Below are 25,138 nucleotides of genomic sequence, written 5' to 3'. Positions count from 1 at the left end.
GACAGAGGTCTCGACGAGCGCGACATCACTGCTCCTCTCCGACACCGGGAAGCAGGACCGGTGGCGCGTCCTCGGAGGTCTGGCCGGTGAGGCCGTCGCCGGACCAGACGCTCAGCTCGTTCAGGTTGGTGCGGCCGACGAGGCTGTTGGTCGCCGGGTCGTAGGCGTTGACGTACTTCTGCAGCACCAGCGGGATCGTGGCGACCGCCTCCTCGAGCGACTCGTTCTGGTCGACGAGGACCTGGGTCGGCCCCTGCAGGTTCTCGACGCTCGTGCGCATCTCGCCGCGGTTGTCCTTGATGAACGACTCCAGCAGCGCGAGCGCCTCGCCGAGGTTGCTGACCGCCGAGGCCAGGTCGTCGCGGTCCTCGGCGAGATACTCGGTGACCTGCGCGAACCGGCGGTTGGCCTCCTCGACCCCGTCGTCGTGCTCGAGCAGGGTCTTGTTGAAGGTGTCGAGGTTCTCCACGGTGGCGAAGAAGTCCTGGTCGATGTCGGCCAGGGTGGCCGACGCGTCGGCTCCTTCCCGGATCACCTGGTTGATGTCGGCGCCCTGCCCGTCGAGGTTGGCCGCCATCACCTCCAGGAACCGCGAGAGCGCACCGTTCTTGTTCGCGCCGTTGGGACCGAGCTGGTCGCCGGCCTCGGTCAGCGAGGCGTAGAGGTCGTCGATCTCCACCGGCACCGCGGTCTCCTCGATGACGGTGCCGTCGCGGAGCTCGGGCCCGTCGACGTACGGCTCGGTGAGCTGGACGAAGCGGTCCGAGACCAGCGTCGGAGCGACGATCACGGCCTCGGTGTCGGCCGCGGCGGTCTGGCCGGGGTCGAGCATCATCGAGACCTTCACGTGCTCGCCGGCCGGGGTCACCGCGGTCACCTCGCCGACCGGTACGCCGAGAATCTGCACGTCGGAGCCGGGATAGAGGCCGATGGAGGCCTCGAAGAGCGCGGAGAAGGTGGTGCCCTTCCGCCCCTCCCGGATCCCGTACGCAGCACCCCACCCGATCGCGCCGACGACGGCGATCACGAGGAGCCCGGCGATGAGCCGTCTCATCTCGTCCCTCCTGGCTTGCAGTCACGCTGCACGTCGTTGTCGAGCACCGGTGCGTTGTTCTCGTCGAAGAGGCCGCAGCCGTAGACGTCGATCCAGGGCCCGTTGCTCATCGAGGCGCCGATCACCCGGTAGTAGGCGCCGATCTGGGAGAGCGCCTTGTCGAGGTGGTCCTGGTTGCGCTGCAGGATCTCGGAGACCTGGTCGAGCTTCTTCAGGGCCGGCTGGAGGCGCTTCTGGTTGTCCTCGACCAGGCCGGTGACCTGCTTGGCGAGGTCGTCGGTGTAGGTGAGCATCTGGTGGATCGCCTGGCGGCGGGCGGCGAGCTCCTCGAGCAGCTTGTCGCCGTCCTCGATCAGGAGTCCGATCTCCTCGTTGCGCTCAGCGAGGGTGCCGGTGACCTCGGTCGTCGTCCTCATCAGCTCGGCCAGCTCCTGGTCCCGCGAGGAGATCGTGCGGGAGAGCCGGGTGAGACCGGAGACCATGCCGCGTACGTCCTCGGGGGTGTCCTCGAAGACCTCCGAGAGGGCGTCCATCGACTGCTCGACCTGGGCCATGTCGATCTCCCCGACGGTGGTGGAGAGGTCGGAGAAGGCGGCGTTGACGTCGTAGGGAGTCGTGGTCCGGGAGACCGGGATCGGCTCGCGGAGACGGCCCGAGCCGCCCGGGTCCAGGGCGAGGAACTTGCGTCCGAGCAGCGTCTTCACCTTGATCGACGCGGTGGTCTGCGAGCCGAGCGAGACGTCCTTGGCCCGGAACCTGATCAGCACCTTGTCGCCCTCGAGCTCGAGCTCGGAGACCTCGCCGACCTTCACCCCGGCGACCCGCGCCTCGTCACCGGGACGTATCCCGGCGGCCTCGGCGAAGTAGGCCTCGTAGGTGTCGCCGCCGCCGATGACGGGGAGGTCCTCGGCGTAGAAGGTGGCGAAGAAGACGCCGGTCATGGCCAGGATCCCGACCACGGCGATGACGATCTTGTTGCGTTCGGCGAACGACTTCGGATAGCGGGCCATCATTGGCACCTTCCTGCCGGCGAGTCCACACCGAGGTCGCCGTAGTAGCCCTCGGGTTTCGGGATCCGCCCGTCGATGGAGCAGATGTAGAAGTTGAGCCAGCCTCCGTAGGTGGCCATCCGGCCGATCTGGTCGGTCTTCTGCGGCATGGTGGTCAGGAACGTGGTCAGTGCCTCGTCGTTCTCGGCGAGGTTCTCCGAGACGTCGCCGAGCGAGTCGATCGAGTCGCGCAGCGGCTCGCGGCCCTCCTCCAGCAGCCCGGTGACGCTCTGCGAGAGCTCGCCCATCCCCTCGATGGTCGAGCCGAGCGTCTCTCGGTCGGCGGCCAGCCCGGAGACCAGCCGCTGCAGCGTCACCAGGGTGGTGTCGAGCATCCCGGTGCGCTGGCTGACCACCTCGAGGACCGAGTTGAGGTTGGTGATCAGGTCGCCGATCACCTGGTCGCGGTCGGCGAGGGTCGAGGTCAGCGAGGCGGTCGAGGAGAGCAGCGACTCCACCGTCGCTCCCTCGCCCTGGAAGACCGCGATGATCTGGGCGCTGAGGTTGTTGACGTCCTCCGGGTCGAGGAACTTGAACAGCGGCTGGAAGCCGTTGAACAGCATCGTCAGGTCCAGCGCCGGCCGGGTCTCGTCGAGCTCGAACGTGTAGCCGGCGCGCAGCGGCTCGCCGCCGGGAGCACCCGGCTCCAGTGCGATGTAACGCTGCCCGATCAGGTTGCGGAACCGCAGCTCCGCCCGGGTCCCCTCGACCATCGGCGCCGACTCGGCCGCGGTGAAGACGACCTCGGCGGTGTCGTTGTGGCGCAGCCCGATGGACTGGACGGTGCCGATCTTCACCCCCGCCATCCGCACGTCGTCGCCCTTGTTGAGGCTGGTCACGTCGGTGAAGAGCGCCGTGAACGTACGCCCCGACGAGGTCGATCCGTTGGAGATCGTCGTCGCCAGCGCCGCCATCGCCAGGACCGTCACCAGCGCGAAGACCACCGACTTGGTGAGCGTCACCGCGACCGAGCCGCCACTGTTGAGTCTCATCGGACGATCACCTCCGTGCCTCGCAGGGTCGGGCCGAGCAGCAGGCTCGACCAGGTCGGATACTCATCAGGTGCCAGGCCTTCCGCTGGTGCCATCACCTCGGCGATCAGCTGGTTCTCGCCCGGGGAGTTCTGCTCGCCGAGCCCCGTGGTCGCACCGAAGGTGCGCACCCGGTCCGTCGGTGGTGCCTCGATCCGCTCGGCGGTGTCGGCCGTCCCGGTGACGGCCGGCTGGCTGCCGGTCTGGCCGGTGACGTACGGGCATCGGGGGCCGCCGGTGCGCAGCTTCGGGACGTAGCCGGAGGGGTAGGGCTGCCGGATCTCCGAGACGCTGACCAGCGCATGGAAGCCGGGCTCGTCGGTGCCCTTGCCGAGGTTCTTGGCCATCACCGGCGCGTAGTCGCGCAGGGCGCTGAAGAGGCAGGGGAAGGAGGAGGCGTACGGGCTGACCGCGCGGAGCGCGTCGCGCGAGGTGTCGGAGAGCACCACGATCGTCTCCCGGTTGCGCTCGAGCCAGCGGTCGGTGTCGGCCGCCGTCGTGGTCACCGACCGGAACGTGTCGGCGAGCTGCTTCTGTTGATCGACCAGAGTCGACGCGGTCACCGTCATGGTGTCCAGCGCGTCCAGCAGATCCGGCGCCGCCTCCTCGTAGTGGCCCGCGACCCGGCCGAGCGCGGCGAGGTCGTCGGCCATCTGCGGGACCAGCGGGTTGAGCTTCCTCAGGTAGTCCGCCCACGCCGAGAAGACCTCGCCGATGTCGTCGCCGTTGTCACGCAGCATCGTGGCCAGCTCGCTCAGCGTCGCGTTGAGCTTGTGGGGCTGGATCGCCTTGAGCACCGGGAGCAGCTCGTCGAGGACCTGCTCCAGCTCGACCGCCTCGTCGGAGCGGTCCTGCTCGATGACATCACCGGCCGACAGCTCCGCCCCTCCCGCCGTCGGCTGGAGCGCCACATAACGCTCGCCGAAGAGCGTCTTGGGCAGCAGCCTGGCGGTGGTGTCGGTCGAGAGGTCGGAGAGGACCCCGGGCTCCAGCGCCAGGGTCAGCTCGGCGCCACCCTCGCGGGCCGAGACGGTGCGGACCGTGCCGACCGGCACCCCACGCAGCTTGACGTCGGAGCCCTCCTGGAGGGCGTTGCCGAGGGGGCCGGTGGTCAGCGTGACCTCGGAGCGGTCCACGAAGGTCTGGTCGTAGGCGAGCCAGGCGCCGAGCGCCACCGCCGCGACCACGGCCAGGTAGCACAGGCCGAGGAAGGCGTCGCGAAGCCTCGAGAGGGTCATCCTGCGATCCTCACCGTCGTGGTGGCGCCCCACATCGCCATCGAGAGGGCGAGGTCGAGCAGCGCGACGACCACGATGGTCCGCCGCACCGAGCGCCCGACCGCGATCCCGACCCCCGACGGCCCGCCGCTGGCGTAGAAGCCCAGCCGGCAGTGGATCAGAATGATCAGGATCGAGAAGATCAGCACCTTCCCGAAGCTCAGCAGGATGTCGATGGGCGGCAGGAAGAGCTGGAAGTAGTGGTCGTACGTCCCGGCCGACTGCCCATGGAAGTAGACCGTCACGATCCGCGAGCCCGCATAGGAGGTCAGCAGCCCGACGACGTAGAGCGGGATGATCGCCACGAAGCCGGCGACCACGCGGGTCGAGACCAGGTAAGGGATCGTGCCCAGCCCCATCACCTTGACCGCGTCGATCTCCTCGTTGATCCGCATCGCGCCGAGCTGGGCGGTGAACCCGGCGCCGACGGTCGCGGACATCGCCAGGGCCGCCACCAGCGGCGCGATCTCGCGGGTGTTGAAGTAGGCGGAGATGAACCCGTTGAGCGTCGAGGTGCCGATCTGGTCGAGCGCTGCGTACCCCTGCATGCCGACGACAGTGCCGACGAAGATGCTCATCCCCGTCATCACCCCGATGGTGCCGCCGATGACCGCGAGCGCGCCGGTGCCGAAGGAGACCTCGGAGAGGATCCGGAGGATCTCGCGCGGGTAGTGCCGGATCGCCGACGGGATCCCGACCAGCACCTTCCCGTAGAACCGGATGTCTCGGCCGGACTGCACCAGCCCGTCCAGCGAGCGGTCCAGGCGCGACCGCTTCTTGACCACATCGACCGTCGCCATCTCAGGCCCCCTTCCCGGGCACGAGCTCGAGGTAGAGCGTGGTGATCACGAAGTTGACGAAGAAGAGGAGCAGGAAGGTGACGACGACCGACTGGTTGACCGCCTCCCCCACCCCCTTCGGCCCGGGCTTGGTGTTGAGCCCCTGGTAGGCGGCGACGAGTCCGGCGATGAGCCCGAAGAGCACCGCCTTGAGCTCGCCCACCCACAGGTCGGAGAGCTGGGCGAGCGCGGTGAAGGAGGAGAGGTACGCCCCGGGGGTCCCGCCCTGGATGATGACGTTGAAGAAGTAGCCACCGAGCACACCGACCACCGAGACCAGGCCGTTGAGCAGCACCGCCGCGAGCACGCAGGCGAGCACGCGTGGCACCACGAGCGCCTGGATCGGGTCGACCGCGATCACCCGCATCGCGTCGATCTCGTCGCGGATCGTCCGGGATCCCAGGTCGGCGCAGATCGCCGCTCCGCCCGCCCCTGCGATGACCAGCGAGGTCACGATCGGCGCCGCCTGCTGCACGACGGCGAGCACCGAGGCGGCGCCGGTGAACGACTGCGCCCCGATCTGCACCGTCAGCGTGCCGAGCTGCAGCGCGATCACCGCTCCGAACGGGATCGCGACCAGCATCGCCGGGATCCAGGAGACCGAGGTGACGAACCAGAACTGGTCGAGCAGCTCGCGGGCCGCGAACGGCCGCCGGAAGGCCGCCCGGAAGGTGTCCAGGCCCAGCGCGAAGAGCGCCCCGACCTGGTCGAGCCCCCGGCTGACCGGATCCTTCGTCCGGACGGCGGCAGGGGCTCGGTCGACCTCGTCGTCATCGGCGGTGTAGAGCGTTGCGGCTCCGCTCGCCACCCGGTCCGCGTGCCGCGAGGCACCCTCGCGGGGTGCGCCGCTGGCCGGGGCGAGCTGGCGCGGCAGCACCTCGATGGCGCGGGCGCCGGCGCGTACGGTCGCCACGCCTCCGGACGGGTAGTAGGTCTCGCCCTCGACGTAGTCGTCGTTGACGCCGTGGTCGGTCTCCTCGCTCATCCCGATCGGCCCGATCGGGTCGCCGCTCATGAACTGGGAGACGACCGGGTGGTCGGTGAGCAGAAACTCCTCGCGCGGGCCGTACATCACCAGCCGCCGGCGGTAGAGCATGCCGAGGTTGTCCGGCAGCGTACGTGCCAGCTCGATGTTGTGGGTGACCACCAGCATCGTCGCGTCGGTGGCCGCGTTGACGTCGACCAGCAGCTGGGCGAGGTTGGCCGTACGCACCGGGTCGAGCCCCGAGTCGGGCTCGTCGCACAGGATGATCGAGGGCTCGGTGACCAGCGAGCGGGCCAGGCCGGCGCGCTTGCGCATCCCGCCGGAGATCTCGCCGGGCAGCTTGTGCTCCTGCCCCATCAGCCCGACCAGGTCGAGCTTGTCGTTGGTGATCTGCCGGATCTCCGACTCGCGCTTCCTGGTGTGCGCCCGCAGCGGGAAGGCGACGTTGTCGAAGACGCTCATCGAGCCGAAGAGCGCACCGTCCTGGAAGAGCACCCCGAACCGCTTGCGCAGCTCCTGCCGCTGGGACTCCCGTGCCTTGACCATGTCGACCCCGTCGACCAGGCAGACCCCGGCCTCCGGCCGCAGCAGCCCCATCAGCGACTTCAGGAACACCGACTTGCCGGTGCCCGAGGGCCCCAGCAGTGCGGTGATCTCGCCCTGGGGCAGCGTGAGGGTCACGTCGCTCCAGATGTTCTGGGACCCGAAGCTCTTGGTGAGCCCGGTGACCTCCACGGTTCCGCCCATCGCGGGACCTCCTGATCTGCCGTTGTGGGGTGTGCTTCGACCCGGACGGTACGTGTGGCACCGGTCACACGGGAGAGGAAATCGAGCCGCCCGACAAATGCGGGCCGTGTTTTGTCACGCGCATGACAAATCGGGCGGCCCAGTGGTCAGAGTGTCGGGAGGGCGGTCTCGCGGACGAACGAAAATTCGTTCGTCTCCACGATCTCCGCAACCAGGTCGACCGCCGCCGCGGCTGCGATGGCGATGGTCTCCTCAGGAACCTCACACATCCTCAGCGTCGCTGCAGCGACGCGGTTCGCCCGTTTGAGAGTCATCGTCAGCCCGGCGTTGCGGATGGTGGTGACGATCTCGGCCGAGTGCATCAGCATCTCGCCGAGCTCTCGGGTTTCGAAGTCAGAAGTGACGTTGGACGAGGCGACCTGGAGGCCGAGGCGGCCGTACGCGTCGACGAGTTCTTGGCGGGCATGGTCGAACTCGGTGTAGACCTCGCTACTGGTCACATCGGACTGGCGGTAGAGGATGCCGACGTTGTGAGACGCCTCGGCCAGCGTACGTACGTCGACCAGCGCGAGCAGGTAGAGAGCGGTCTCGTGGGTCTCAGGCGGGACGAGCGCCTCGATCCTGGCAACCTTGTCCACCGTGGGACGTACGGAGCGCTGCAGCAGTTCAGCGAGGATCGCGTCCTTCCCGGCGAAGTGGTAGTAGAGACTCGCCTGCCGGATCCCGACCCGCTCCGCGATCTCCCGCGTCGACGTCGCCGCGAAACCCCTGGTCACAAAGAGCTCCGCCGCCGCATCGAGCACTTGGTCGCGCGGCGATGCCGCGCTGGTGCTGGGTACGTGACGCGGACGCCCGGGGCTCGTACGGCGGGCCGTCATCGACTGGCTCCCGGAGTGCTAGCCCGCGGGGTCTGCATGTCCACGTCCCGGTCCTCCGCTCGAACACCACTGGATCGGCCGAGGCGGCAGGACGCAAGAACTGCACGTCCACCCGTTGCACACTCGGCGTTCCCACCGACCCGGCCGTGAGCCCCACTCTGTCGCCCGAGACAGGTTGGAACCACCGGGAGAACCAGTGATCATCCGGCCGAGATCTCCCTGTGCAACGGGGAGGTTGTGACACGATGCGCGTATGAGCACCGACGCCAACGCGCGTCCCCCGAAGGCAACCAGTCAACGCAGGGAACGCCGAGAGTGGTCTGCTGAGCTACGCGCACAGGGGTCGACCTGGGTCGAAGTCGCCGATGCGTTCGCCGACAGATACGGCGTGAACCGACGCGTCGCACTCCGCCTTGCTCGCGATTGGAGCCAACGCGACGCCGCCGATCAGTGGAACCAACGCTGGCCCGAGGATCCGAAGACCTTCAAGAACTTCTCCTACTGGGAGCAATGGCCTGCGCCGACCGGCTACGCACCGTCCCTGATTGTTCTCGCCAGGCTGGCCGAGATGTACCAATGCGCTGTCGCCGACCTGGTCGTAGACCTCGGCGACCACTCTCACCTGGACACAGCCCGAGCTGCCAGCGGCAACCTCTCAGGACTCTGGCTCTCTCGATACAGCTACTTCTCCGATAGCCGTGCCACGAACATGAACAGCGAACACAGGATCCGACTTCATCAGACGGGAAGCCGGCTTCACGCTGCGACCGATCCCACCAGCGATTCGCGACTCTCACTCGACCTGAGCGTCAGAGGTGCCATCGCCACCGGCACCTGGACCGAGCGAACCACGGCCACCGGGTACTACCGCGGGGCGGTCTACCACGGCACGATCCAGTTGGTCATCAGCCCACATGCGCACACGATGAGCGGCCGCTGGCTCGGCTTCGGCAAGGACTTCGTCGTCAACTCAGGAGACTGGCATCTCGAGTGGCTCGAAGACTGAGTCTCAGGCCTCTGGCTCCTCGCCCGACCCGCAGATCAGCGCCACGATCGTCGTGCCACGACGGAACTGGCCGCCGAGCACCTGATCGAAGAGCGCGTACATCATCTTGGCCTCGTACACCCAGTCCAGTCGCAAGCCGTGGCGCTGCTCGAAGTCAACGATGAAGTCATCCAGCTCGGGGGTGCGCTTCGCATAGCCACCGAAGTGGTAGTCGCACTCCAGTCGCCACGAACCGCTCCGAGCGCCGTACACCTGCTCCTGTAGCCGAACGATGTCGTCCTCGAGGAACGCGCCACCCTTCAGAACCGGAACCCCCACCGTCACCTGACCGGGCGCCGCGCCCGCGGCCACGCCAGCGAGTGTCCCGCCGGTTCCCACCGCACAGAACACGACGTCGACGGAGTCGTCGAGCTCCTCAGCGAGCTCCGCGCACCCACGTACCGCCTCGGCGTTGCTGCCACCTTCCGGGATCAGATAGAACTCACCGAACTCCCGATGCAACGCCTCGGTCACCGCATCCGACGTCTTCGCCCGGTAGGACACGCGATCGAGATACGCCAGTCGCATCCCGCGCGAGACCGCGTACCGAAGCGATGGATTCAACGGCAGATGCTCTTCACCCCGGATGACCCCGATCGACCTGAACCCGAAGTGGGCACCCACCGCGGCAGTTGCTCTGATGTGGTTCGAGTACGCCCCACCAAACGTCAGCAGGGTCTCGAACCCGAGCTCCCGGGCAGTCGCAATGTTGTACTTCAGCTTGCGCCACTTGTTCCCGGGGATCTCCGGGTGGATCAGATCCTCGCGTTTGAGCAGGACCCGCACGCCCGCCGCCGTGAGCCGGTCGTCGTCGATCTCGACAACCGGCGACGGCAACCGAAGCTCTGCGATCAGCCGATCCTCCACCCCGCCAGCATGACAGGCCTGCAGGTCGGCCATCTCCATGAACTCAGCCGCAGCGCTCGAGCTCGACCCAGTCCAGCGCGGGGTTCTCGCCTGCGCCGAGGGCGAAGAGGAGCAGGGTGACGAACTCGGGGTCCTGGAGGCGGCTGCCGAAGGCGGCTCGCAGCCGGAGCTTGTGGTTGCGGACCGTGTGCTCGTGGATGCCGAGCTCCGCGGCCAGCGCCGGAGCGTTCGCTCCGGTGAGCAACCAGAGCCGCAGCGTACGCAGCATCGCCCGCCGGTGCTCGTCCTTGAACGCCTCCAGCGGCGCGAGGGCTTCGCTCGCCTCCCAGCGCGTGAGGGCGGGGTCGGCGTTGAGCAGCAGGGCGACGTGGTGGTCGGCGCAGCACACCACCGGGTCCGCGGGGATCACCCCGGACTCGACGAGTTCCCGGGCGCGCTCGGTCCAGCGGATCGCGGCCGGCACATCGGCCAGCGGCACCGGCACGGTCACGAAGACCGGGCCGGTACGTGGCCACCCCCGCATCACCGCGCCGACGGCCTCGGCGTCCGCCGGGTCGGTGACCACCAAAGCACGCCGCCCGGCGGTGTCCCACGCGCACCCGTCGGGCAGCTCGACGGAGTGACCGCCGGAGCGCTCGACGGCGTCCAGCGGCACGATGGTGTCGACCGAGCAGACCACCACCGCCGACGGCAGCTGCCAGCCGACGCGCGCGGCGAGACCAGCGATCACCTCGGCGTCCGCCGCTCCAGCGAGACCGCGGACGAGCCGGCGCCGGATCCAGCTCGGATCCGCCTCGCGGTCACGGACCCCGGCGGCGTACCCGCGGGCGACGTCGTCGAGCAGGATGCCCATGTAGGCGAGGAGCGAGCCGCACAGCGTCCCGCGTACGTCGTCGGGAACCAACCCCTCGGCCTCGTGACGGATCGCCTCGGCCGCTCGGTGGGTGGCCACGTCGACGGCTGCCCTGAACCCGTCGAGGCTCCGCTCGGCCAGCGCCTCCCCCCTGCCCATCCCGAAGTACATCGCCGACACCGTCTCCGGGTCGGACGGGATGTTCTCGACCACGTCGGCATAGAGCTCCACGGCACTGGCGACGGCCTTGGTGATCAGGTCGCGACGCCTCTGGGTGGGATGGCGGGAGTAGGCGGCGACCTGGCGCAGGATCTCGTCGGTGATCTGCGGGACCAGCCTGCGGCCGACCCTGCGGATGACCGCGCACTCCGCGGGCGAGACCTGCGGGGCATGGATCTTCTCGGCGAGCTGCCGCGAGGCGCTTCGGCGTGGCAGTCGTGGGTGCGGGACAGGCGTTCCGGTGGTCGTCGTCTGGCTCTGCGTCGGACTCATGGATCTACGACTTCTCCCCTCGATCCCCGGCCCGCGGGAGCACTGTGCTTCGTCAAGCCGGCGCACTCAGTGACGCTCATCACAGAGGAAACCGAGCCGATCAGCCAGTGCTGGAAGACCCAATCGGCATGCAGAGGGCCCTGAATTATCACGTGCATGACAAATTCGAGCCGCGGATGTCGCGTGCGCGACATCCGCGCGGCCGATCTGTCGGTCTCGGCCGTCACCCCATGGAAATGAGCGTCGACCTGCGAGATGAAGGGAGCTCGATCTCATCCACCCGAAAGGGCACCACCCATGAAGAAGCTTCCGGTGATCGGCGCAGCAGCAGCCAGCCTCATCCTCGTCACCCCCGCCGCAGCCCAGGCCACTCCGCCGTACGACGTCGCCGTCGGCGGTAGCACGGTGCTGGGCGACCACGCCCTCAGCGCCGCGGACGTCGGCGGCATCAACTTCTTCACGCCTCTCGTCGCGGGGAATTGCTTCTCCATCAGTGGGACGGGACAGGCACACAGCGGAACCGCGATGAGCGGAAGCTACACCGGCAATACCCCCGCGGACCACCCCTTCACCATCGAGGGTGGCGCTTGGACCGGATGCACCGAGCAGCTCGGCACTCCACTGGACTTCACCCAGGTCGGAGAGTGGAGGTTCACCAGCCAAGACCCGACAGCGACTGCCGCCCGGACCGACACACTCTCCGGCACAGTCTCCAACGTCAGTCTCCACATCGTCGACAGCCCTGGCACCGGCCTGTGCGACTTCTGGTTCACCGGCAGCGCGGATGCGACCTTCGATGAGACCACGCAACGCCTCGCGATCGTCGAGGCAGGCTTCGACGGCAGTCTCTCCGTAGAGAACGTCTCTGGCGACTGCCTCGGCATGTTCGCGCTAGGTGACCCGGTTGACCTTCAGGTCTCCTTGTCCCTCAGCATCCCGGACGGCCCACTGAACATCAGCTGACTCCACACCGACGAGGTGACCGGTGGTGACGATCGGGCGTCGTCACCGGTCGCCCTCAGGTATCTCCAGTGCCGGCGGGATCAAGGGGACCGCCGCGGTCCCGGGGTTGCACGGCACCGACTCAACCGTCGCCTCGCCTGGACCAGGCGGCAGATTGCCTCCTGCAGGGTTCTTCTTCGTGCAACCGAAGGCACCTCCCTGATGGGTGCGGATGGCGTAGCCCGATCCTGAGACCGTCGCGGTGAGCAGCGCGGACAGGTCGTCACCACCAGCCGTGACACATCCGTCAAATGGCGGCACGTCGATCGTGCCGGTCAGCTCGCCACCAACGCTGAGGTTGAAGTGGCCGTTCTCCCAGAACGGCTGCGGCGGCTGAGGGACGATCACGCCGTCGACCACGCCATACCGGTATCCATTTCCGTGCAGCTGAATCTTGCCAGGCACTGTGGTGCGACAGGTGCCTGAGAGCCGCATCGCGACACCGTCGACTACGAGTGAGGTGATTCGCGTGTGAAGCTCGGCGTCGACCTCGCTGTCGGGCACCTCGGCCCCGCCGTCGACTGTGCAGGTCAAGTTCTCGATCTCGATGGGCCGTGGCAGACCACCATCACGAGCTTGCTCCAGCCGCACTCTCGCCTCTACTGGGATAGCGCCGAACGCGACGGTACGAATCGTCACCTCACGGCTGATCCCGTAGTTGTGCGGCGCCCCGGCCTCCGCGACGAGGTATACGTTCGCGCCGGCGACCGTGCAGCGGATATAGCGCGACGGGTCCGGGTTGTCCACGACCCCGCTGTAGAAGTCGAAAGCAGAGGTCATCAAGGGCGTACGGATCCACTGCTGGGCAGTCTCTGCCTTGGCCGCCGATCCCATCGCCGCTCCACCCCAAGAACGGTGCACGACCGGTGCCGGGTGAACTTCTGGCGCGGGCAATCCAGGATAGGGCCCCTCGTCGGCACGGCTGCTGCCAGTGCCAATCATGATGAAGGCGACCACAGCCAGCATCGCCGCCGCCGTGACGTGTCTCCTCGTTCGCCGCATGCAACGACCATGATCCCGCCGGGTTCGCGCCGCAACCAGGATCAGAGGGTTCGCTTCAGGCGCCCGCACATTTTGTCATCGCCATGACAACTCCGGCGTCGAGCGGCCGGTGCGATGTCGTGTACGCGACATCCTGGGGCCCGTTTTCGCCCATTCACGCCGTTGGCCGTCGACAGCCGGCCCGCCACGGGGATGAATGGCCGAAGCGGGGACACCTGGTCTCCTCTGATCCGAAGGGACATCGTTCGATGGCTAAGAAGATCCTTCTCGTGGGCGCGGCGGCAGCCGCTCTCACCCTTGCGACCCCGGCGATGGCAAGCGCCGCGCCCCCGTACACCGTCTCCGTCGGCGGGAGCTCGACCGCCGGGAGCCATCCGTTCACCGCAGCCTCGGTGGGCGGGATCAACTTCGCGACCGCACTGAACACGATGAGCTGCACGTCGGCCAGCGCATCCGGGACCGTGCAGAGCGGAACCGGGCTGACCACGGTCGCCACCATCGCGTCCACAGGGTGGAGCGGATGCACCGAGCAGTTCGGCACCCCGCTCACGGTCACTCACAGTGGTTCCTGGTCCCTCAACCCGACCGGCTCGGCCACCGCGGGCTCGACCGACGTGATCGCCGGCAAGATCACCGGTGTCAGCGCCCACGTCGCCGACTCGTCCGGCACCGGGCTGTGCGACTTCACGGTCGGCGGAAACGTGGACGGGAGCTTCAACGAGGGCACCCAGAGGCTCGTCATCGCTGAAACCGGCGCTGATAGCAGCCTCACGGTCACGAGCGTCGCCGGAGACTGCCTGGGCACCATCACCGTCGGCGAGGCCGCCAGCTTCTCCGGAACCTACGCCATTACCTCCCCTGACGGCGCGATCAACCTCAGCTGAATCAACGATCGATGACGGTGCGTCCGATGGGCGCACCGTCGTCATGTGGCACATGTTCACCATCCCGAAGGAGCCCCGTCATGTCTCTCTCGACACTCATGAAGCGCCGGCTCGGTCTGCTCGCCGTCCCGGCCGCAGCGACGCTGCTCGCCGCCGCCACGGCCGCACCCGCCCACGCCGCACCTCTCGACATCCTCTACGACGCCAACGGCACCACCGTCGTCGCCTCGACGGGGTCGCAGCTCCCGGTCGGCCCGGCCGTCCTGGACACCACGCTGGAGACCACGACCGGCGCGTTCACCGGCTCGCTCGCGCTTCCCGGCGCCCGGACCGAGTTCAAGGCGGCGGGGTTCATCCCGATGAGCGCCGACGTCAGCTTCGAGGAGGCCGCCCCCACCACCGGCACGCTCAAGCCCCATCCCGAAGGCGGCGGCAGCTATGTCGAGGCCACCTCCTACTACAACGTACGTCTCACCAACATCAAGGTCGTGGGCTTCCCGACCTTCTCCGGCCCGTTCTGCCGCACCGTCGAGCCGGTGGCCATCCCCGTGGCCACGCCCGAGGGCGAACGGTTCGGGGTCTTCACCGGCGGGCGGCTCACCGGGACGTACTCGATCGGCGACTTCCAGAACTGCGGCCTCAACACCTGGCTGGTCAATGCCCTCGTTCCCGGCGACGGGAACACCATCGAGCTCAACCTCACCAATCCGCGCCAGGGCTGAGCTCTCCCTCTCCGAGTCCGCCGGGTGGCCACACGGCCCCCGGCGGGCTCTGCCCATCCGGCCACCCAACGGCACAGACGTACCGAATTTCGGGGGCACGCCAAGCAAAGACGTGCCATGGTGGTCGATACCTTCTCGGGCATGTTGGACGAAGGAGTTTGACGTGCGACGGAGCACGAGATGACGCAGACCCACCAGTCCCCCGGACTTCCCGGTTCCGCCGTGTGGATGCTGAAGAGCCTCGAGGGCGAGGTGCGGCCGATCGCGCGCAAGATCACCGGCCACCTTCGCGAGGGGCTCCCGGCTGAGACCGAGGGCTTCGAGGAGCTCATCTTCACCGCTGTGCACGGCGCGATGTCGCACTTCATCGACCTGGGTCTCGGGCGTTCGGCGCCCTACATCGCGATCGACGACCACTTCCGCAAGGTCGGCTTCAAGGTCGCCGCGCTGGGCCAGGACCGGGCCATCGTCGACCAGGGCATCCACATGGCCACCACCGAGCTCTGGGACGAGCTGCGCCGCCGGGCGGTCGAGAACGAGCTCTCCGCCGCTGCACTGAACGCGCTCAACGAGATGATGACGTCGTACGTCGAGCACCTGACCTCGCAGGTCAGCAAGGGTTTCGAGGCCGGCACCGAGGCTCGGGACCAGGACAACGACGTCGCCCGGGCACGGCTGATCGACCGGATGCTGTCCGGGGCCTCCGCCGACGAGATCGAGGTGCAGGCGGCGCTGGGCGACTGGGCGCTGCCGGAAAAGGTGACCGTGATGGCGGTCGAGCTCCGTGATGGAGACCGGATCCCCTCCGACGCCCTCTCGGCCACCGCTCTCACCCGCCGCCGCGCGCCGACCCAGGTGGTGATGTGCCCTCCTCACGACACCGAGTCGGTGACCAAGCAGGTGCGGGCCGCAGCACCCAAGGCGCGAGTCTCGGTCTGCTGGCCGGTGCCGCCCGGGGACGTACCCGCCGCCTGGCGCTGGGCCAACCGAGCCCTGGCGCTGGTCAACGCCCGGGTGATCCCGGCCAAGCCGGTCATCGACTGCCTCGCCTACCGCACCGAGATCTGGCTCCACGCCGAGCCGGTGATGCGCCGCCAGCTCGCCCAGGAGCTGCTCGAACCCCTGCTGGCCGAGTCGGCCAACTCCCGCGAGATCCTCACCGAGACCCTGCTGGTCTGGCTCGAGACCCGGGAGAGCGCGCCGGCGATCGCGGCGGTCCTCGGCGTGCACCCGCAGACCATCCGCTACCGCTGGAAGCGGATCAACGAGCTCTTCGGGGAGTCCCTGCGCGACCCCGAGTTCGTGACCCAGCTCCTGCTGTTGCTGAAGGCGAGCGTGCCGCTGTGGGTCGCCGGCGACCAGAGCGACTTCGACCGCTACCAGCAGCAGACCGGCTGACCTGGGTCGCTCATGGTGGAAGTGATCGTTCTCGTGGCTGGTGCTGTCGCTGCGTACGTCCTGGGGGCGGTGTTCCCGCACGTCGTCGCGGGCTGGGCTGGGCGACGGCGCGGGATCGAGTCGGTGCCGCGGTCCTCGTGGGCGGTCGCTGCCCGGGTGGACACCGTGGTGCTCGACCGGTGGGGGACGGTGACCACCGGGCGCCTCGTGGTGACCACCGTCGAACCCCTCGATCCAGATCATCTGCGCAACCTGCGCTGGTTCGCGGGAGCGTTGGAGCACGAGGCCGAGGGCCCGCTCGCCCGCGCGGTCGCCCGGCTCTCGCCGCGAGGCAAGGTCACTGACTTCGAGGTCGTTCCCGGAACGGGGGTGCGGGGGTCGGTGGACCGACATCCCGTACGCGTCGGGCGGCCGTCCTGGGTCGGCATGGCCGAGCGCACCGACCGCGGCACCGTGCTCGGCGTCGAGCTCGACGGGCGACCGCTGGGCTATCTCGTGGTCGGCGACGAGCCGCGCAAGGATGCCGGGGCGTCGGTGTCACGGCTGACGTCCGCGGGGGTGACACCGGTGCTGGTCTCCGACGACGGCTCCCGCGAGACCGAGGAGCTGGCCGAGACCTGTGGGATCGAGCGATGGCACCCCGAGATCGCCCCCGAGAAGCGGGAGCGGCTCGTCGCCGAACTGCAGGAGCAGGGGCAGGTGGTGGCCTTCGTGAGCGCTCGCCCGGAGGACGCCGAGGCCCAGGCGGTGGCCGACCTGGCCGTGGGCGGGAGTTCAGGCGTGCGGCTGACCGATCTCGACGTCCGGCGCGTCGCCGAGCTGATCTCGCTCGGCCGCGGGGTCGTCCTGGGTCGTCGCTGGGCCGGGCCCGTCGCACCGGCGCCGGCGGTGGCCGGGGCGGTGCTGACGATCCTGGGCGCCGGCTCGATCCTGCTCGCCGCGGGGTGCGCGCTGCTCTGCCTGGTGACCGCGGCAGCGGCCGGGACGATCGCGGTGACGAGGTCCGGAAACTTGTCACGTGCGTGAGTAGTTTCCGGGATTCTCGGCCCGGATCGCACTCCACTCGTTGTGGCGGGGCTCACATGATGGCTGGATCGGTGGCATCGACCCACCCCGCCCGACCCGAGGATGTGACCGAGGATGACCCCACGACCCGGTCTGCTGTTGAAGGCAGCTGCGCTGCCCGTCGCCGCCGCCACCGCCGCGTGGACGATCCATGCCATCCAGGAGGGCCGGCCCGTCGACGCCGCGGCCAGCGTGCGTCAGGCGCCGGTCGAGGTGCCGGCCCAGGAGCTGCTGCCGCCGGTAAGCGTCTCCGCCGTCAAGCCCGTCCCCCAGGTCAGCCCCACCCTCGCGGCCAAGCCCGCCGGTTTCGCCGCCGAGGCGGCCGCCGGAGTCATCCCCGAGACCGCGCTCTCCGCCTACCAGCGGGCCGCGACGGTGCTCGCCGACGCCGACCCGGACTGTCGTCTCGACTGGTCGCTGATCGCCGCCATCGGACGGGTCGAGTCCGACCACGGCCGCGCCGGGGGTAACACGCTGTCCGCTTCCGGGGTCGCGACGCCGGGAATTTTCGGCGTACCTCTCACCGGCGCCGGCGCGACCGCGCGCATCCTCGACACCGACGGCGGCACCTACGACCGCGACCTCGTCTACGACCGGGCGGTCGGGCCGATGCAGTTCATCCCGTCGACCTGGTCCGACGTCGGGGTCGACGCCGACGGCGACGGACGCCGCGACCCGCAGGACGTCGACGACGCCGCGCTCGCCGCCGCGGTCTACCTCTGCTCCGGCTCCGCCGACCTGTCCACCGCAGCCGGGCAGCGCTCGGCGGTGCTGCGCTACAACCACAGCGAGGCGTACGTCTCGGCGGTCCTGCAGATCGCCGCCGGCTATCGGCTCGGGACCTTCGAGGCACCGACCGACGTCGTCCTGCCGGCCGCGCAGATCCCGGTCACCTCCGCCTCCGACCTCGAGCCGCTCTCCGGCGCCACCCCCGGCGCCCAGCCGCCCCGGCGATCGGGCGGCTCGCCCTCGGGCGGGACGGACACCGGTACGCCCGGCGGCGGCTCGACCACGCCCTCGTCGCCCTCGCCGTCGGGCTCTCCCGGCGATGACGGATCCGTCGTCCCGTCGCCCACCTCGGGCCCGGACCCGACCGGCTCCCCCACGGAGTCACCGACCGAGACGCCCACGGAGACGCCGACCGAGACGCCGACCGAGACGCCCACGGTGGATCCGACTCCGACCGAGACCCCGACCGAGACGCCGACCGAAGCTCCGACCGAGACGCCCACCGAGACTCCGGCCGCGACCGAGTCGGCCGACGAGTCGACCGGCGCGGAGGCCACAGCGAGCACGTCCTGAGAATCGGTCCCCCGACGTGTTGGCCTCGGCACCTCCGCCCGCGCACCCGTCTCGACCACCGCCCTCCCCCGCTGGTCGAGCCGCCGGAGCCCCGGCGAACGTGTCGGGGCCAACACCCCTCGGTTACGTTAAATCGCGTTACAACGCCGCCCCGTGCGGGCACACTGGGAGAGCTGCTTGACTCCCCCACCAGGAGCCGCCCCGATGCCGACCGATACCGAACGTCTCGTTGCTCATGTCGCGCGCCTCGGTGAGGAGCACCCACCGATCCCGATGGACTCGGTCGACTTCACCGTGAACGACCCGGCCGGCTTCGGCGCCCGCTTCGGCCATGTGCTCGACTACATGGCGCGGGTCGAGCTCGAGGTCGACCGCAACGTACTCGAGATCTCGACCATGCTCCCCAACCCACCCGAGGTCGACAAGCAGTTCTACGCCGAGGTGTGGCAGCCCCAGGAGATCCAGCACGGACTGATCCTCGACCGGCTCCAGCAGATCCTCGGGCGCCCGCCGGCGACCACCGATCTGGACCACGTCGGCCTGAAGCTGAAGGTGCTCGGCCTGCTGGCTCACCTGGAGCCGTTCCAGGACGTCTGCCGGATGCTCTACTACCTGACCGGCATGGCCACCGAACGCTCCGCGGTGATCGCCTACAACCTGCTCCACGACGGGGTCATCGAGACCGGCGAGCACGCCGTCGCCGATACCGTCATCGCACCGATCAAGCGCCAGGAGCCGGGCCACTACGCCTTCTACCAGCTCTCCGCCCGCGCCCACTGGGCCACGCTCGCCGCCTGGCAGAAGTGGCTGGTCAGACGCATGCGCCGGATCTCCTTCGCCCCCGTCGGGGTCAACAACGTCACCCAGCTCGCCGACTTCGGCGACGTCATGGAGACCCTCGGCGTCGACCACGAGGGCCGCGACCTCGCCGCCGACGTGGCCAGGGTCGAGCAGGAGCTCCTCTGGGCCCGCGACCGCGGCCTCCCGGTCCCCGACTACGTCACCCGCGCCTTCCGTGAGGCCGTCGAAGCAGCTCGGGTGCGCGCGGCTGCCTGAATGCTCACCGAGGTAACTCGGTCAGCGGTCACCGACTTCGTGGAACTCCACGAAGGAAGCGCGCATACACCGAGTCACCTCGGTGAACATCCACCCGTCACCCGCGCCACTTCGACACGAGCATCTCGACCGTCGCGCCCTTGATCGCCCGGCTTCCCGGAACCGTGCCGACGACCGTGCCCGCCTTCCAGCGCGACTTCACCCGCTTGCCGACGACCGGCTTGAACCCAGCCGCCTTGAGGCGGGCGGTGGCCCGGGCGATGGAGAGCCCCTCGACCTTCGGGATCTTGACGCCCTTGCCGTTGACGACGCTGGCACCAGGACGTACGAAGCCGGCCGAGCCCAGCTTGCCGTCGATCGCCCGCATCGCGTCGGCCCACATCGGCCCGGCGACGGTCGAGCCCGACGCCGAGGCGACGTACCCGCCGCGCAGGCGCTGGCCGTTGAGGGAGACCCACTTGCCCTCGTAGTTGGCTCCGGCGATCATCGACGCGGTCGCCAACTTGGGCGTGTAGCCGTTGAACCACACCGCGCGGTTGCTGTTGGTCGTCCCGGTCTTGCCGGCCGACGGCACGCTCAGCGCGAGCTTCTGCCCGAACCCACCCGGCTGCAGCACGCCACGGAGGATGTCGTTCATCGCATCGGCCGTGCCGGTACGCATCACCTGCTCGCACGAGGCCGCGTACTCCTTCATCGTCTTCCCGTCCGGGCCGACGATCTCGGTCACCGGCCGCGAGTCGCAGTGCTTGCCGCGGGCACCGAAGGTCGCGTACGCCTCGGCCATCTCCAGCGGGCTGACATCGACCGGGCCGAGGGTGAAGGACGGCACCCGCTCGTGGGCGGGGTCGGTCAGGCTGACGCCCATCTTCTTCGCGAGCGTGTAGGGGGCGCAGACGCCGGTGAACTGCTCGAGCCGGACGTAGAAGGTGTTCACCGACTCGCGGGTGCCGGTGTAGAGGTTCTTGTTGCCCGAGGTGGTCGAGTTGCCGACCGGGTAGGGGTTGGGGTTGAAGTTGCCCTCGCCGGGGCAGTTGGCGAAGGACGCCTGGTTGAAGGTCCGCTTGGGCGGCGACGGGATCTCCTGCCGCAGCGGGAAGCCCTTCTCGATCGCCGCGGCGCCGACGAAGACCTTGAAGGTCGAGCCTGCCTGGAAGCCGTTGGCGTCGCCGTACTCCTTCGGCACCAGGTAGTTCAGGTAGGACTCGCCCTTCTTCCGGTTCTCCCCCATCGGCCGCGACTGCGCGAGCGCCTTGACGTTGCCCGTGCCGGGCTCGACCATCGCCAGGGCGCCGACCGCGTTGTCGGTGGGCGAGACGCGGCCGCTCACCGACCGCTGCGCCGCCTTCTGGAAGCTCGCGTCCAGGGTCGTCCTGATGGTCAGACCGCCGGTCTGGAGCAGCCGCCAGCGCTCGGCCTCGGTCTCGCCCAGCGACTTGTCGGCGAGCAGCCACCGCAGCGCGTAGTCGCAGAAGAACTCCGCCGAGGATCCGAAGCAGCCGTTGCGGCTGTCCTGGACGTTGAGGCCGAGCTCGGTCTCCTTGAGCTTCTCGGCGTCGGCACGCGGCAGGTCGCCGACCTGGGCCAGCCGCTCGAGCACCAGGTTGCGGCGCGCCAGGGTGGCGTCCGGGTAGTCGGTCGGGTCGTAGCCGGTCGGGTTCTTCACCATCCCGGCCAGCATCGAGGCCTGCCCCCAGGTCAGATCGGCGGCGTCGACGCCGAAGTAGTGCTTCGCGGCCGCCTGGACCCCGTAGGCGGAGTCGCCGAAGTAGGCCGCGTTGAGGTAGCGCTCGAGGATCCAGTCCTTGTCGTGGTTCTCCTCGAGCCAGATCGCATAGCGGAGCTCGCGGATCTTGCGGGCCGTGGACTTCTCGGTCGCGGCGGCCCGCTCCTCGTCGGTGTCGGCTCCGTAGACGAGAGTCGTCTTGACCAGCTGCTGGGTGATCGACGAGCCACCCTGCACCGAGCCCGACTCGGAGGCCGAGTTGCGCAGCAGCGCCCGCAGCGTGCCCTTGAGGTCCATCGCGCCGTGCTCGTAGAAGCGGCTGTCCTCGATCGCGAGCAGTGCCTTCGGCATGTTCGGCGAGATCTCGTCGAGCGCCTTGTAGGACCGGTTCTGGTCGTAGAGGGTCGTGATCACCTTGCCGTGCACGTCCAGGATGCGGGTCGTCTGCGACAGCTCGCCCATGTCGATGTCGAGGGGCAGATCGTCGATCGCCTGGGCGCCGGACTTGGCCGCGACGCCGGTCAGGTGGATGAACGGAACCGCCATGCCGGAGGCGACCAGCCCCGTCACCGCGGCGACGCCGATGAATGCCGCGAACCGCATCGCGACGCGGTGAAACGGCATGGAACGAACGACTTTGCGCGCCAAGATGGGGGCTCCTACCCGGGCCTCGAGCCAGGACCGGCGAGGGTTGCTGAACGATTGGAGAACAGGTGTTCAGAATACCGGAAGGCCCCACAACGATCGCGTTCGATCCGCCACACTTCTCCCTGTGAACCCCTCGGTCTCCGGAGTCGCCGTGGCTTGGCGTCCCGCGATCGCCGAGCTCCTCCAGACGTACGCAGCCTCCGGCCGTCTCGGGTTCACCGAGGTGGTCGCGGAGAACACCGCGCCGGAGCAGGTCCCGCAGGCTGTCCGGGATCTCGGCGTCCCGGTCATCGCCCACGGGGTCACCCTCGGCCTGGCCGGCGCCGACCGCCCCGCGGAGGCCCGCCTCACCCGGCTGGCCGAGCTCGCCGAGGTCCTCGAGAGCCCGTTCGTCTCCGAGCACGTCGCGTTCGTGCGGGCGAGCGACTCACCCGACCCGCTGCACGGCGACGTCCTTGAAGCAGGCCACCTGCTGCCGCCGCCGCGCACGAAGGACTCGCTCGACGTGCTGGTCGACAACGTCCGGATCGCACAGGGCCAGCTGCCGGTGCCGCTCGCGATCGAGAACATCGCGGCCACCTTCACCTGGCCCGAGGACACCATCAGCGAGCCCGACTTCCTCACCGAGCTCGTCGAGCGCACCGGCGTACGCCTCGTCCTCGATGTCGCCAACCTCTACGCCTCCGCGGTCGCCCGCGGCTCCGACCCCGTCGCCGACCTGGCCCGCTTCCCGCTCGACGCGGTCGCCTACATGCACGTCGCCGGCGGCACCGAGCGCGAGGGCCTCTACATCGACACCCACGCCCACCCGATGCCGACGCCGGTGCTGTCGCTGCTCGCGACCGCGGTCGAGGCGTACGCCGGGCGACGGCTCCCCGGGATCATGCTCGAGCGCGACGCCGATGTGTCGCCGCAGACCGTCGACCCCGAGTTCACGAAGCTCGCCGAGGCGATCCCTACGCCTTCGGCAGGTCCGCCCCACCCGTGACCGGAGCCTGATGCTCCGGGAAGGTGGACTCGGCCGAGACCTCGTCCACCAGTGTGGTGCGGCCGAAGGCCTCACCGAACGGCGTCAGGTGCACCGACCGGCGCACGATCTTGGCGAACTTCACCGAGTGCAGCGCCTCGAGCACGTCGGGCTGAGCTTCGAGGACCTGGTATTCCAGCGGGTCGGGCAGCGGCTCCTTGGAGAACCACACCAGCCCGAGCCGGAACAGGTTGTTGAGATAGGCCGGCACCCGGTCCGGATAGCGCACGCCGCTGCGCCCCGCGATCATGTTGAGGCCGGGCGCGATCATGGTGCTGCCGACGAGGCCCGCCGGTCCACCGGTGCGAATGTCCACCGAGGGCTGCGGCCCGGCCTGGAGCAGGTAGAGCAGCATCCGCGCCTCGTCGGGCGCGAGCTCGTCGAGGATCCGGGCGTACGCCGGGTGCCCCTGCTCATCGGCCCAGACGTCGCGGGACCGGTCGAGCAGCTCGGCCCCTCGTCGGCGCAGCACCGGCAGGGAGTCCTCGGACGCCTCGGCCTCCCGTGTGCGGGCTAGCACGACATCGCGGCCGGCGGCCTCGTAGTCGGCGTCGGAGAGCTCCATCACCTGGTTCGAGTTGGGCAGGATGATCCGGGCAGCGGTGCCGGCGACGATGCCCACGGCCTCGGCCGTCTCCCGCATCAACCCCACGCGTACGTCCTGGTCGACCATCGCCCGGGCGACCCGGATGCCGGCGCGGCTGGAGGTGCGCAGGCCCCACCCGGCCGTGTGCCAGGCAGCACCCGCCGCCACCCTCGCCAGACCGGGAGCGGTGCCGGCCACGGCGGAGGCGGTCGGGACGACCTTGCCCAGGAGACTCATGTCGGAAAGATTAGAAGGTGAAGGAAGCCGCCCGCGAGTCCCATGATCGCGCCGTGGGCGTAGAGCATCCATTCGTCCTCCTTGATCGCTGACCTCATCATGTCCACGAAGTCGCCCGGTGGAAGCTCCTTGGTGCGCCGCGCGACCAGGTCACGGATCTTGTCCGCCTGGTGACGGCTGAAGCCGGGATCGCGGAACGGCACCAGCGTACGATCCGCCGCCTCGTTGGCGACCGAGGTGCTGATCCGGTCGAACCGCTCCGACCCGAGCGCTATCCGCACCGCACCTCGGTAGGGCCCGGCCGCTCTGTCCACCGCGGGCATCAGCGCGTTGATCAGCAGCTTGCGGGTGGCGTCGCCGCGGGGACCGTCGAGCAGGAAGTCGCCGATGCGCTCGAGCGTGATCACGTCGGTGGCGATGATGTCGGCGTAGACCTCCGCGGCCTGCTCCTGGCGGCGCGGGAAGAGGCCCTGCACCTTGATCCCCAGGATGCGTCGCGGCTCGGCGGGCTCGAAGATCAGCCACATGCCGAGCAGGTTGGTGACCCAGCCCACGACCACGCCGAGCACAGGAAGCAGCCACCACAGGTGGAAGGTCTGGTCGACCAGCGCCACCGGGATGCCGAGCAGGAAGCCGAAGATGAACCCGAAGGCGACCATCAGGTTGAGCTCGCGCTGCCCGAAGTCACGGAAGATCCTGACCACCAGGGCGGGGTTCTTGCGGAAGTGGTCGATGACCATCAGCTTCGGGTCGAGCAGCTGGTCGATGTGTACGCCGATGTCGTCGGTGACCTTGTGCACGATCGAGGGGAGCTGCGCCTGCACCCGGACGGCGATCGCGTCCTTGACCGGCCGCGGCAGGTCGCGCCAGAGCCGTGGGTGCTCGCGCATCATGATCTGTTCGACCAGCTCGGGCACCTCCGGGCGGAAGGTCTCCACGATGTGCGTGGCGATCTCCGAGGGGCCGAGCTGCTGGTAGAAGTCACTGGGCGTGCCGAGCTTGGCGATCGCCTTGTCGACGGCGATCGAGCCCATCTTCGCGGCCCGAGCGGGGATGATGCCCTGCCAGCCGATCCCGCCCTGGGCGAAGCCCGGGACCTCTTGCAGCTTGTGCGGCAGCACCCTGGTCAGCTCGCGCAGCCCGGGGACCTGGAAGCCCTTGAAGGCGAGCGGGGAGAAGAGCATGTAGAGGCCCGACCAGTTGATCAGCCAGCCGATCACACCGGTGAAGATCGGGATGGTGATCAGCGAGAGCCAGTGGACGTGGGCAGCCCAGTCGTCGAACCAGCTGACCAGCGAGTCCTGCCACTCCGGCGACATCCGAGCTCCTTCCGCCAGAGTTCCAGACCGTCAGTATGCGTACCCTACCC

22 protein-coding genes are annotated in these 25,138 nt (G+C 69.0%); 9 read left to right on the top strand and 13 right to left on the bottom strand.

Annotation, left to right across the window (positions count from 1 at the left end; all coding sequences use genetic code 11):
- Positions 1 to 25 precede the first annotated feature (25 nt).
- The 7 genes from ACW14X_RS17535 to ACW14X_RS17505 all read right to left on the bottom strand — a co-directional run bounded on the left by ACW14X_RS17535 (position 26) and on the right by ACW14X_RS17505 (position 7,860).
- Complete coding sequence (locus ACW14X_RS17535; protein ID WP_160026639.1) at positions 26 to 1,054, bottom strand: MCE family protein; 1,029 nt, start codon at positions 1,052 to 1,054, stop codon at positions 26 to 28.
- Positions 1,051 to 2,064: an MCE family protein gene (locus ACW14X_RS17530; protein ID WP_457162807.1), complete on the bottom strand. Its 1,014-nt coding sequence runs from the start codon at positions 2,062 to 2,064 to the stop codon at positions 1,051 to 1,053. The genes ACW14X_RS17535 and ACW14X_RS17530 overlap by 4 nt, the downstream gene beginning before the upstream one ends.
- Positions 2,064 to 3,095 carry an MCE family protein gene (locus tag ACW14X_RS17525; protein WP_160026637.1) on the bottom strand — a complete coding sequence of 344 codons (1,032 nt, stop codon included), beginning with the start codon at positions 3,093 to 3,095 and terminating at the stop codon, positions 2,064 to 2,066. Before ACW14X_RS17525 ends, ACW14X_RS17530 begins: the two co-directional genes overlap by 1 nt.
- On the bottom strand, positions 3,092 to 4,372 hold the full coding sequence (locus tag ACW14X_RS17520) for an MCE family protein (protein WP_457162806.1): 1,281 nt from the start codon (positions 4,370 to 4,372) through the stop codon (positions 3,092 to 3,094). The genes ACW14X_RS17525 and ACW14X_RS17520 overlap by 4 nt, the downstream gene beginning before the upstream one ends.
- Positions 4,369 to 5,211: an MlaE family ABC transporter permease gene (locus ACW14X_RS17515; protein WP_160026635.1), complete on the bottom strand. Its 843-nt coding sequence runs from the start codon at positions 5,209 to 5,211 to the stop codon at positions 4,369 to 4,371. The genes ACW14X_RS17520 and ACW14X_RS17515 overlap by 4 nt, the downstream gene beginning before the upstream one ends.
- A 1-nt stretch (position 5,212) precedes the next feature.
- Entirely contained in the window at positions 5,213 to 6,982 is a 1,770-nt protein-coding gene (locus ACW14X_RS17510) for an ABC transporter permease (RefSeq protein ID WP_457162805.1), read from the bottom strand.
- Positions 6,983 to 7,128: 146 nt separating this feature from the next.
- On the bottom strand, positions 7,129 to 7,860 hold the full coding sequence (locus ACW14X_RS17505) for a TetR/AcrR family transcriptional regulator (RefSeq protein ID WP_201451204.1): 732 nt from the start codon (positions 7,858 to 7,860) through the stop codon (positions 7,129 to 7,131).
- Between the two features lie 253 nt (positions 7,861 to 8,113).
- Here ACW14X_RS17505 and ACW14X_RS17500 point away from each other — a divergent pair, with 253 nt between their 5' ends.
- Positions 8,114 to 8,866, top strand: a complete 753-nt coding sequence (locus ACW14X_RS17500; RefSeq protein ID WP_160026633.1) for a hypothetical protein — start codon at positions 8,114 to 8,116, stop codon at positions 8,864 to 8,866.
- 3 nt (positions 8,867 to 8,869) lie between these two features.
- Here the strand turns inward: ACW14X_RS17500 and ACW14X_RS17495 are convergent, their stop codons facing one another.
- The gene (locus ACW14X_RS17495) at positions 8,870 to 9,805 is read right to left on the bottom strand and encodes a pyridoxal-phosphate dependent enzyme (protein WP_160029393.1); all 936 of its coding nucleotides are present in this window, start codon (positions 9,803 to 9,805) and stop codon (positions 8,870 to 8,872) included.
- A 10-nt stretch (positions 9,806 to 9,815) separates the two neighbouring features.
- A complete protein-coding gene (locus tag ACW14X_RS17490; protein ID WP_160026632.1) occupies positions 9,816 to 11,117 on the bottom strand; it encodes a helix-turn-helix domain-containing protein in 1,302 nt (433 codons plus the stop codon).
- 312 nt (positions 11,118 to 11,429) lie between these two features.
- Here ACW14X_RS17490 and ACW14X_RS17485 point away from each other — a divergent pair, with 312 nt between their 5' ends.
- Positions 11,430 to 12,080 carry a hypothetical protein gene (locus ACW14X_RS17485; protein WP_457162804.1) on the top strand — a complete coding sequence of 217 codons (651 nt, stop codon included), beginning with the start codon at positions 11,430 to 11,432 and terminating at the stop codon, positions 12,078 to 12,080.
- 42 nt (positions 12,081 to 12,122) lie between these two features.
- Here the strand turns inward: ACW14X_RS17485 and ACW14X_RS17480 are convergent, their stop codons facing one another.
- Entirely contained in the window at positions 12,123 to 13,085 is a 963-nt protein-coding gene (locus ACW14X_RS17480) for a hypothetical protein (protein WP_160026630.1), read from the bottom strand.
- Between the two features lie 284 nt (positions 13,086 to 13,369).
- On the opposite strand from ACW14X_RS17480, the gene ACW14X_RS17475 reads away from it, so the two are divergent.
- The 6 genes from ACW14X_RS17475 to ACW14X_RS17450 all read left to right on the top strand — a co-directional run bounded on the left by ACW14X_RS17475 (position 13,370) and on the right by ACW14X_RS17450 (position 19,548).
- Entirely contained in the window at positions 13,370 to 14,005 is a 636-nt protein-coding gene (locus ACW14X_RS17475; RefSeq protein WP_141801450.1) for a hypothetical protein, read from the top strand.
- 80 nt (positions 14,006 to 14,085) lie between these two features.
- A complete protein-coding gene (locus ACW14X_RS17470; RefSeq protein ID WP_160026629.1) occupies positions 14,086 to 14,727 on the top strand; it encodes a hypothetical protein in 642 nt (213 codons plus the stop codon).
- Between the two features lie 180 nt (positions 14,728 to 14,907).
- Complete coding sequence (locus ACW14X_RS17465; protein WP_160026628.1) at positions 14,908 to 16,125, top strand: PucR family transcriptional regulator; 1,218 nt, start codon at positions 14,908 to 14,910, stop codon at positions 16,123 to 16,125.
- Between the two features lie 33 nt (positions 16,126 to 16,158).
- The gene (locus ACW14X_RS17460) at positions 16,159 to 17,151 is read left to right on the top strand and encodes an HAD family hydrolase (RefSeq protein WP_457162803.1); all 993 of its coding nucleotides are present in this window, start codon (positions 16,159 to 16,161) and stop codon (positions 17,149 to 17,151) included.
- A 114-nt stretch (positions 17,152 to 17,265) separates the two neighbouring features.
- Complete coding sequence (locus ACW14X_RS17455) at positions 17,266 to 18,492, top strand: lytic transglycosylase domain-containing protein (RefSeq protein WP_457162802.1); 1,227 nt, start codon at positions 17,266 to 17,268, stop codon at positions 18,490 to 18,492.
- 204 nt (positions 18,493 to 18,696) lie between these two features.
- A complete protein-coding gene (locus ACW14X_RS17450) occupies positions 18,697 to 19,548 on the top strand; it encodes a GTP-binding protein LepA (RefSeq protein ID WP_457162801.1) in 852 nt (283 codons plus the stop codon).
- A gap of 97 nt (positions 19,549 to 19,645) precedes the next feature.
- Here the strand turns inward: ACW14X_RS17450 and ACW14X_RS17445 are convergent, their stop codons facing one another.
- Positions 19,646 to 21,895 carry a transglycosylase domain-containing protein gene (locus ACW14X_RS17445; RefSeq protein ID WP_457162800.1) on the bottom strand — a complete coding sequence of 750 codons (2,250 nt, stop codon included), beginning with the start codon at positions 21,893 to 21,895 and terminating at the stop codon, positions 19,646 to 19,648.
- Positions 21,896 to 22,043: 148 nt separating this feature from the next.
- Between ACW14X_RS17445 and ACW14X_RS17440 the strand changes: the two genes are divergently transcribed.
- Positions 22,044 to 22,907 carry a DUF692 domain-containing protein gene (locus ACW14X_RS17440; RefSeq protein WP_457162799.1) on the top strand — a complete coding sequence of 288 codons (864 nt, stop codon included), beginning with the start codon at positions 22,044 to 22,046 and terminating at the stop codon, positions 22,905 to 22,907.
- Here ACW14X_RS17440 and ACW14X_RS17435 read toward each other — a convergent pair.
- Together ACW14X_RS17435 and ACW14X_RS17430 are read right to left on the bottom strand one after the other, a co-directional pair.
- Positions 22,876 to 23,769 carry an Abi-alpha family protein gene (locus ACW14X_RS17435; protein WP_457162798.1) on the bottom strand — a complete coding sequence of 298 codons (894 nt, stop codon included), beginning with the start codon at positions 23,767 to 23,769 and terminating at the stop codon, positions 22,876 to 22,878. The two genes, ACW14X_RS17440 and ACW14X_RS17435, sit on opposite strands and share 32 nt — an antisense overlap.
- Positions 23,766 to 25,088: a hypothetical protein gene (locus tag ACW14X_RS17430; protein ID WP_457162797.1), complete on the bottom strand. Its 1,323-nt coding sequence runs from the start codon at positions 25,086 to 25,088 to the stop codon at positions 23,766 to 23,768. Before ACW14X_RS17430 ends, ACW14X_RS17435 begins: the two co-directional genes overlap by 4 nt.
- Between the last annotated feature and the right edge of the window lie 50 nt (positions 25,089 to 25,138).

The organism is Nocardioides sp. YJ-D4, from assembly GCF_054031495.1.
The sequence above is the reverse complement of the archived record's forward strand: the minus strand, read 5'-3'. Positions and strand labels throughout refer to the sequence as shown.

Bases quoted from the DNA above. Each gene is read 5' to 3' on its own strand.
- ACW14X_RS17535 (WP_160026639.1), bottom strand. From the start codon at position 1,054: ATGAGACGGCTCATCGCCGGGCTCCTCGTGATCGCCGTCGTCGGCGCG.
- ACW14X_RS17530 (WP_457162807.1), bottom strand. From the start codon at position 2,064: ATGGCCCGCTATCCGAAGTCGTTCGCCGAACGCAACAAGATCGTCATC.
- ACW14X_RS17525 (WP_160026637.1), bottom strand. From the start codon at position 3,095: ATGAGACTCAACAGTGGCGGCTCGGTCGCGGTGACGCTCACCAAGTCG.
- ACW14X_RS17520 (WP_457162806.1), bottom strand. From the start codon at position 4,372: ATGACCCTCTCGAGGCTTCGCGACGCCTTCCTCGGCCTGTGCTACCTG.
- ACW14X_RS17515 (WP_160026635.1), bottom strand. From the start codon at position 5,211: ATGGCGACGGTCGATGTGGTCAAGAAGCGGTCGCGCCTGGACCGCTCG.
- ACW14X_RS17510 (WP_457162805.1), bottom strand. From the start codon at position 6,982: ATGGGCGGAACCGTGGAGGTCACCGGGCTCACCAAGAGCTTCGGGTCC.
- ACW14X_RS17505 (WP_201451204.1), bottom strand. From the start codon at position 7,860: ATGACGGCCCGCCGTACGAGCCCCGGGCGTCCGCGTCACGTACCCAGC.
- ACW14X_RS17500 (WP_160026633.1), top strand. From the start codon at position 8,114: ATGAGCACCGACGCCAACGCGCGTCCCCCGAAGGCAACCAGTCAACGC.
- ACW14X_RS17495 (WP_160029393.1), bottom strand. From the start codon at position 9,805: ATGGCCGACCTGCAGGCCTGTCATGCTGGCGGGGTGGAGGATCGGCTG.
- ACW14X_RS17490 (WP_160026632.1), bottom strand. From the start codon at position 11,117: ATGAGTCCGACGCAGAGCCAGACGACGACCACCGGAACGCCTGTCCCG.
- ACW14X_RS17480 (WP_160026630.1), bottom strand. From the start codon at position 13,085: ATGCTGGCTGTGGTCGCCTTCATCATGATTGGCACTGGCAGCAGCCGT.
- ACW14X_RS17475 (WP_141801450.1), top strand. From the start codon at position 13,370: ATGGCTAAGAAGATCCTTCTCGTGGGCGCGGCGGCAGCCGCTCTCACC.
- ACW14X_RS17470 (WP_160026629.1), top strand. From the start codon at position 14,086: ATGTCTCTCTCGACACTCATGAAGCGCCGGCTCGGTCTGCTCGCCGTC.
- ACW14X_RS17465 (WP_160026628.1), top strand. From the start codon at position 14,908: ATGACGCAGACCCACCAGTCCCCCGGACTTCCCGGTTCCGCCGTGTGG.
- ACW14X_RS17455 (WP_457162802.1), top strand. From the start codon at position 17,266: ATGACCCCACGACCCGGTCTGCTGTTGAAGGCAGCTGCGCTGCCCGTC.
- ACW14X_RS17450 (WP_457162801.1), top strand. From the start codon at position 18,697: ATGCCGACCGATACCGAACGTCTCGTTGCTCATGTCGCGCGCCTCGGT.
- ACW14X_RS17445 (WP_457162800.1), bottom strand. From the start codon at position 21,895: ATGCCGTTTCACCGCGTCGCGATGCGGTTCGCGGCATTCATCGGCGTC.
- ACW14X_RS17435 (WP_457162798.1), bottom strand. From the start codon at position 23,769: ATGAGTCTCCTGGGCAAGGTCGTCCCGACCGCCTCCGCCGTGGCCGGC.
- ACW14X_RS17430 (WP_457162797.1), bottom strand. From the start codon at position 25,088: ATGTCGCCGGAGTGGCAGGACTCGCTGGTCAGCTGGTTCGACGACTGG.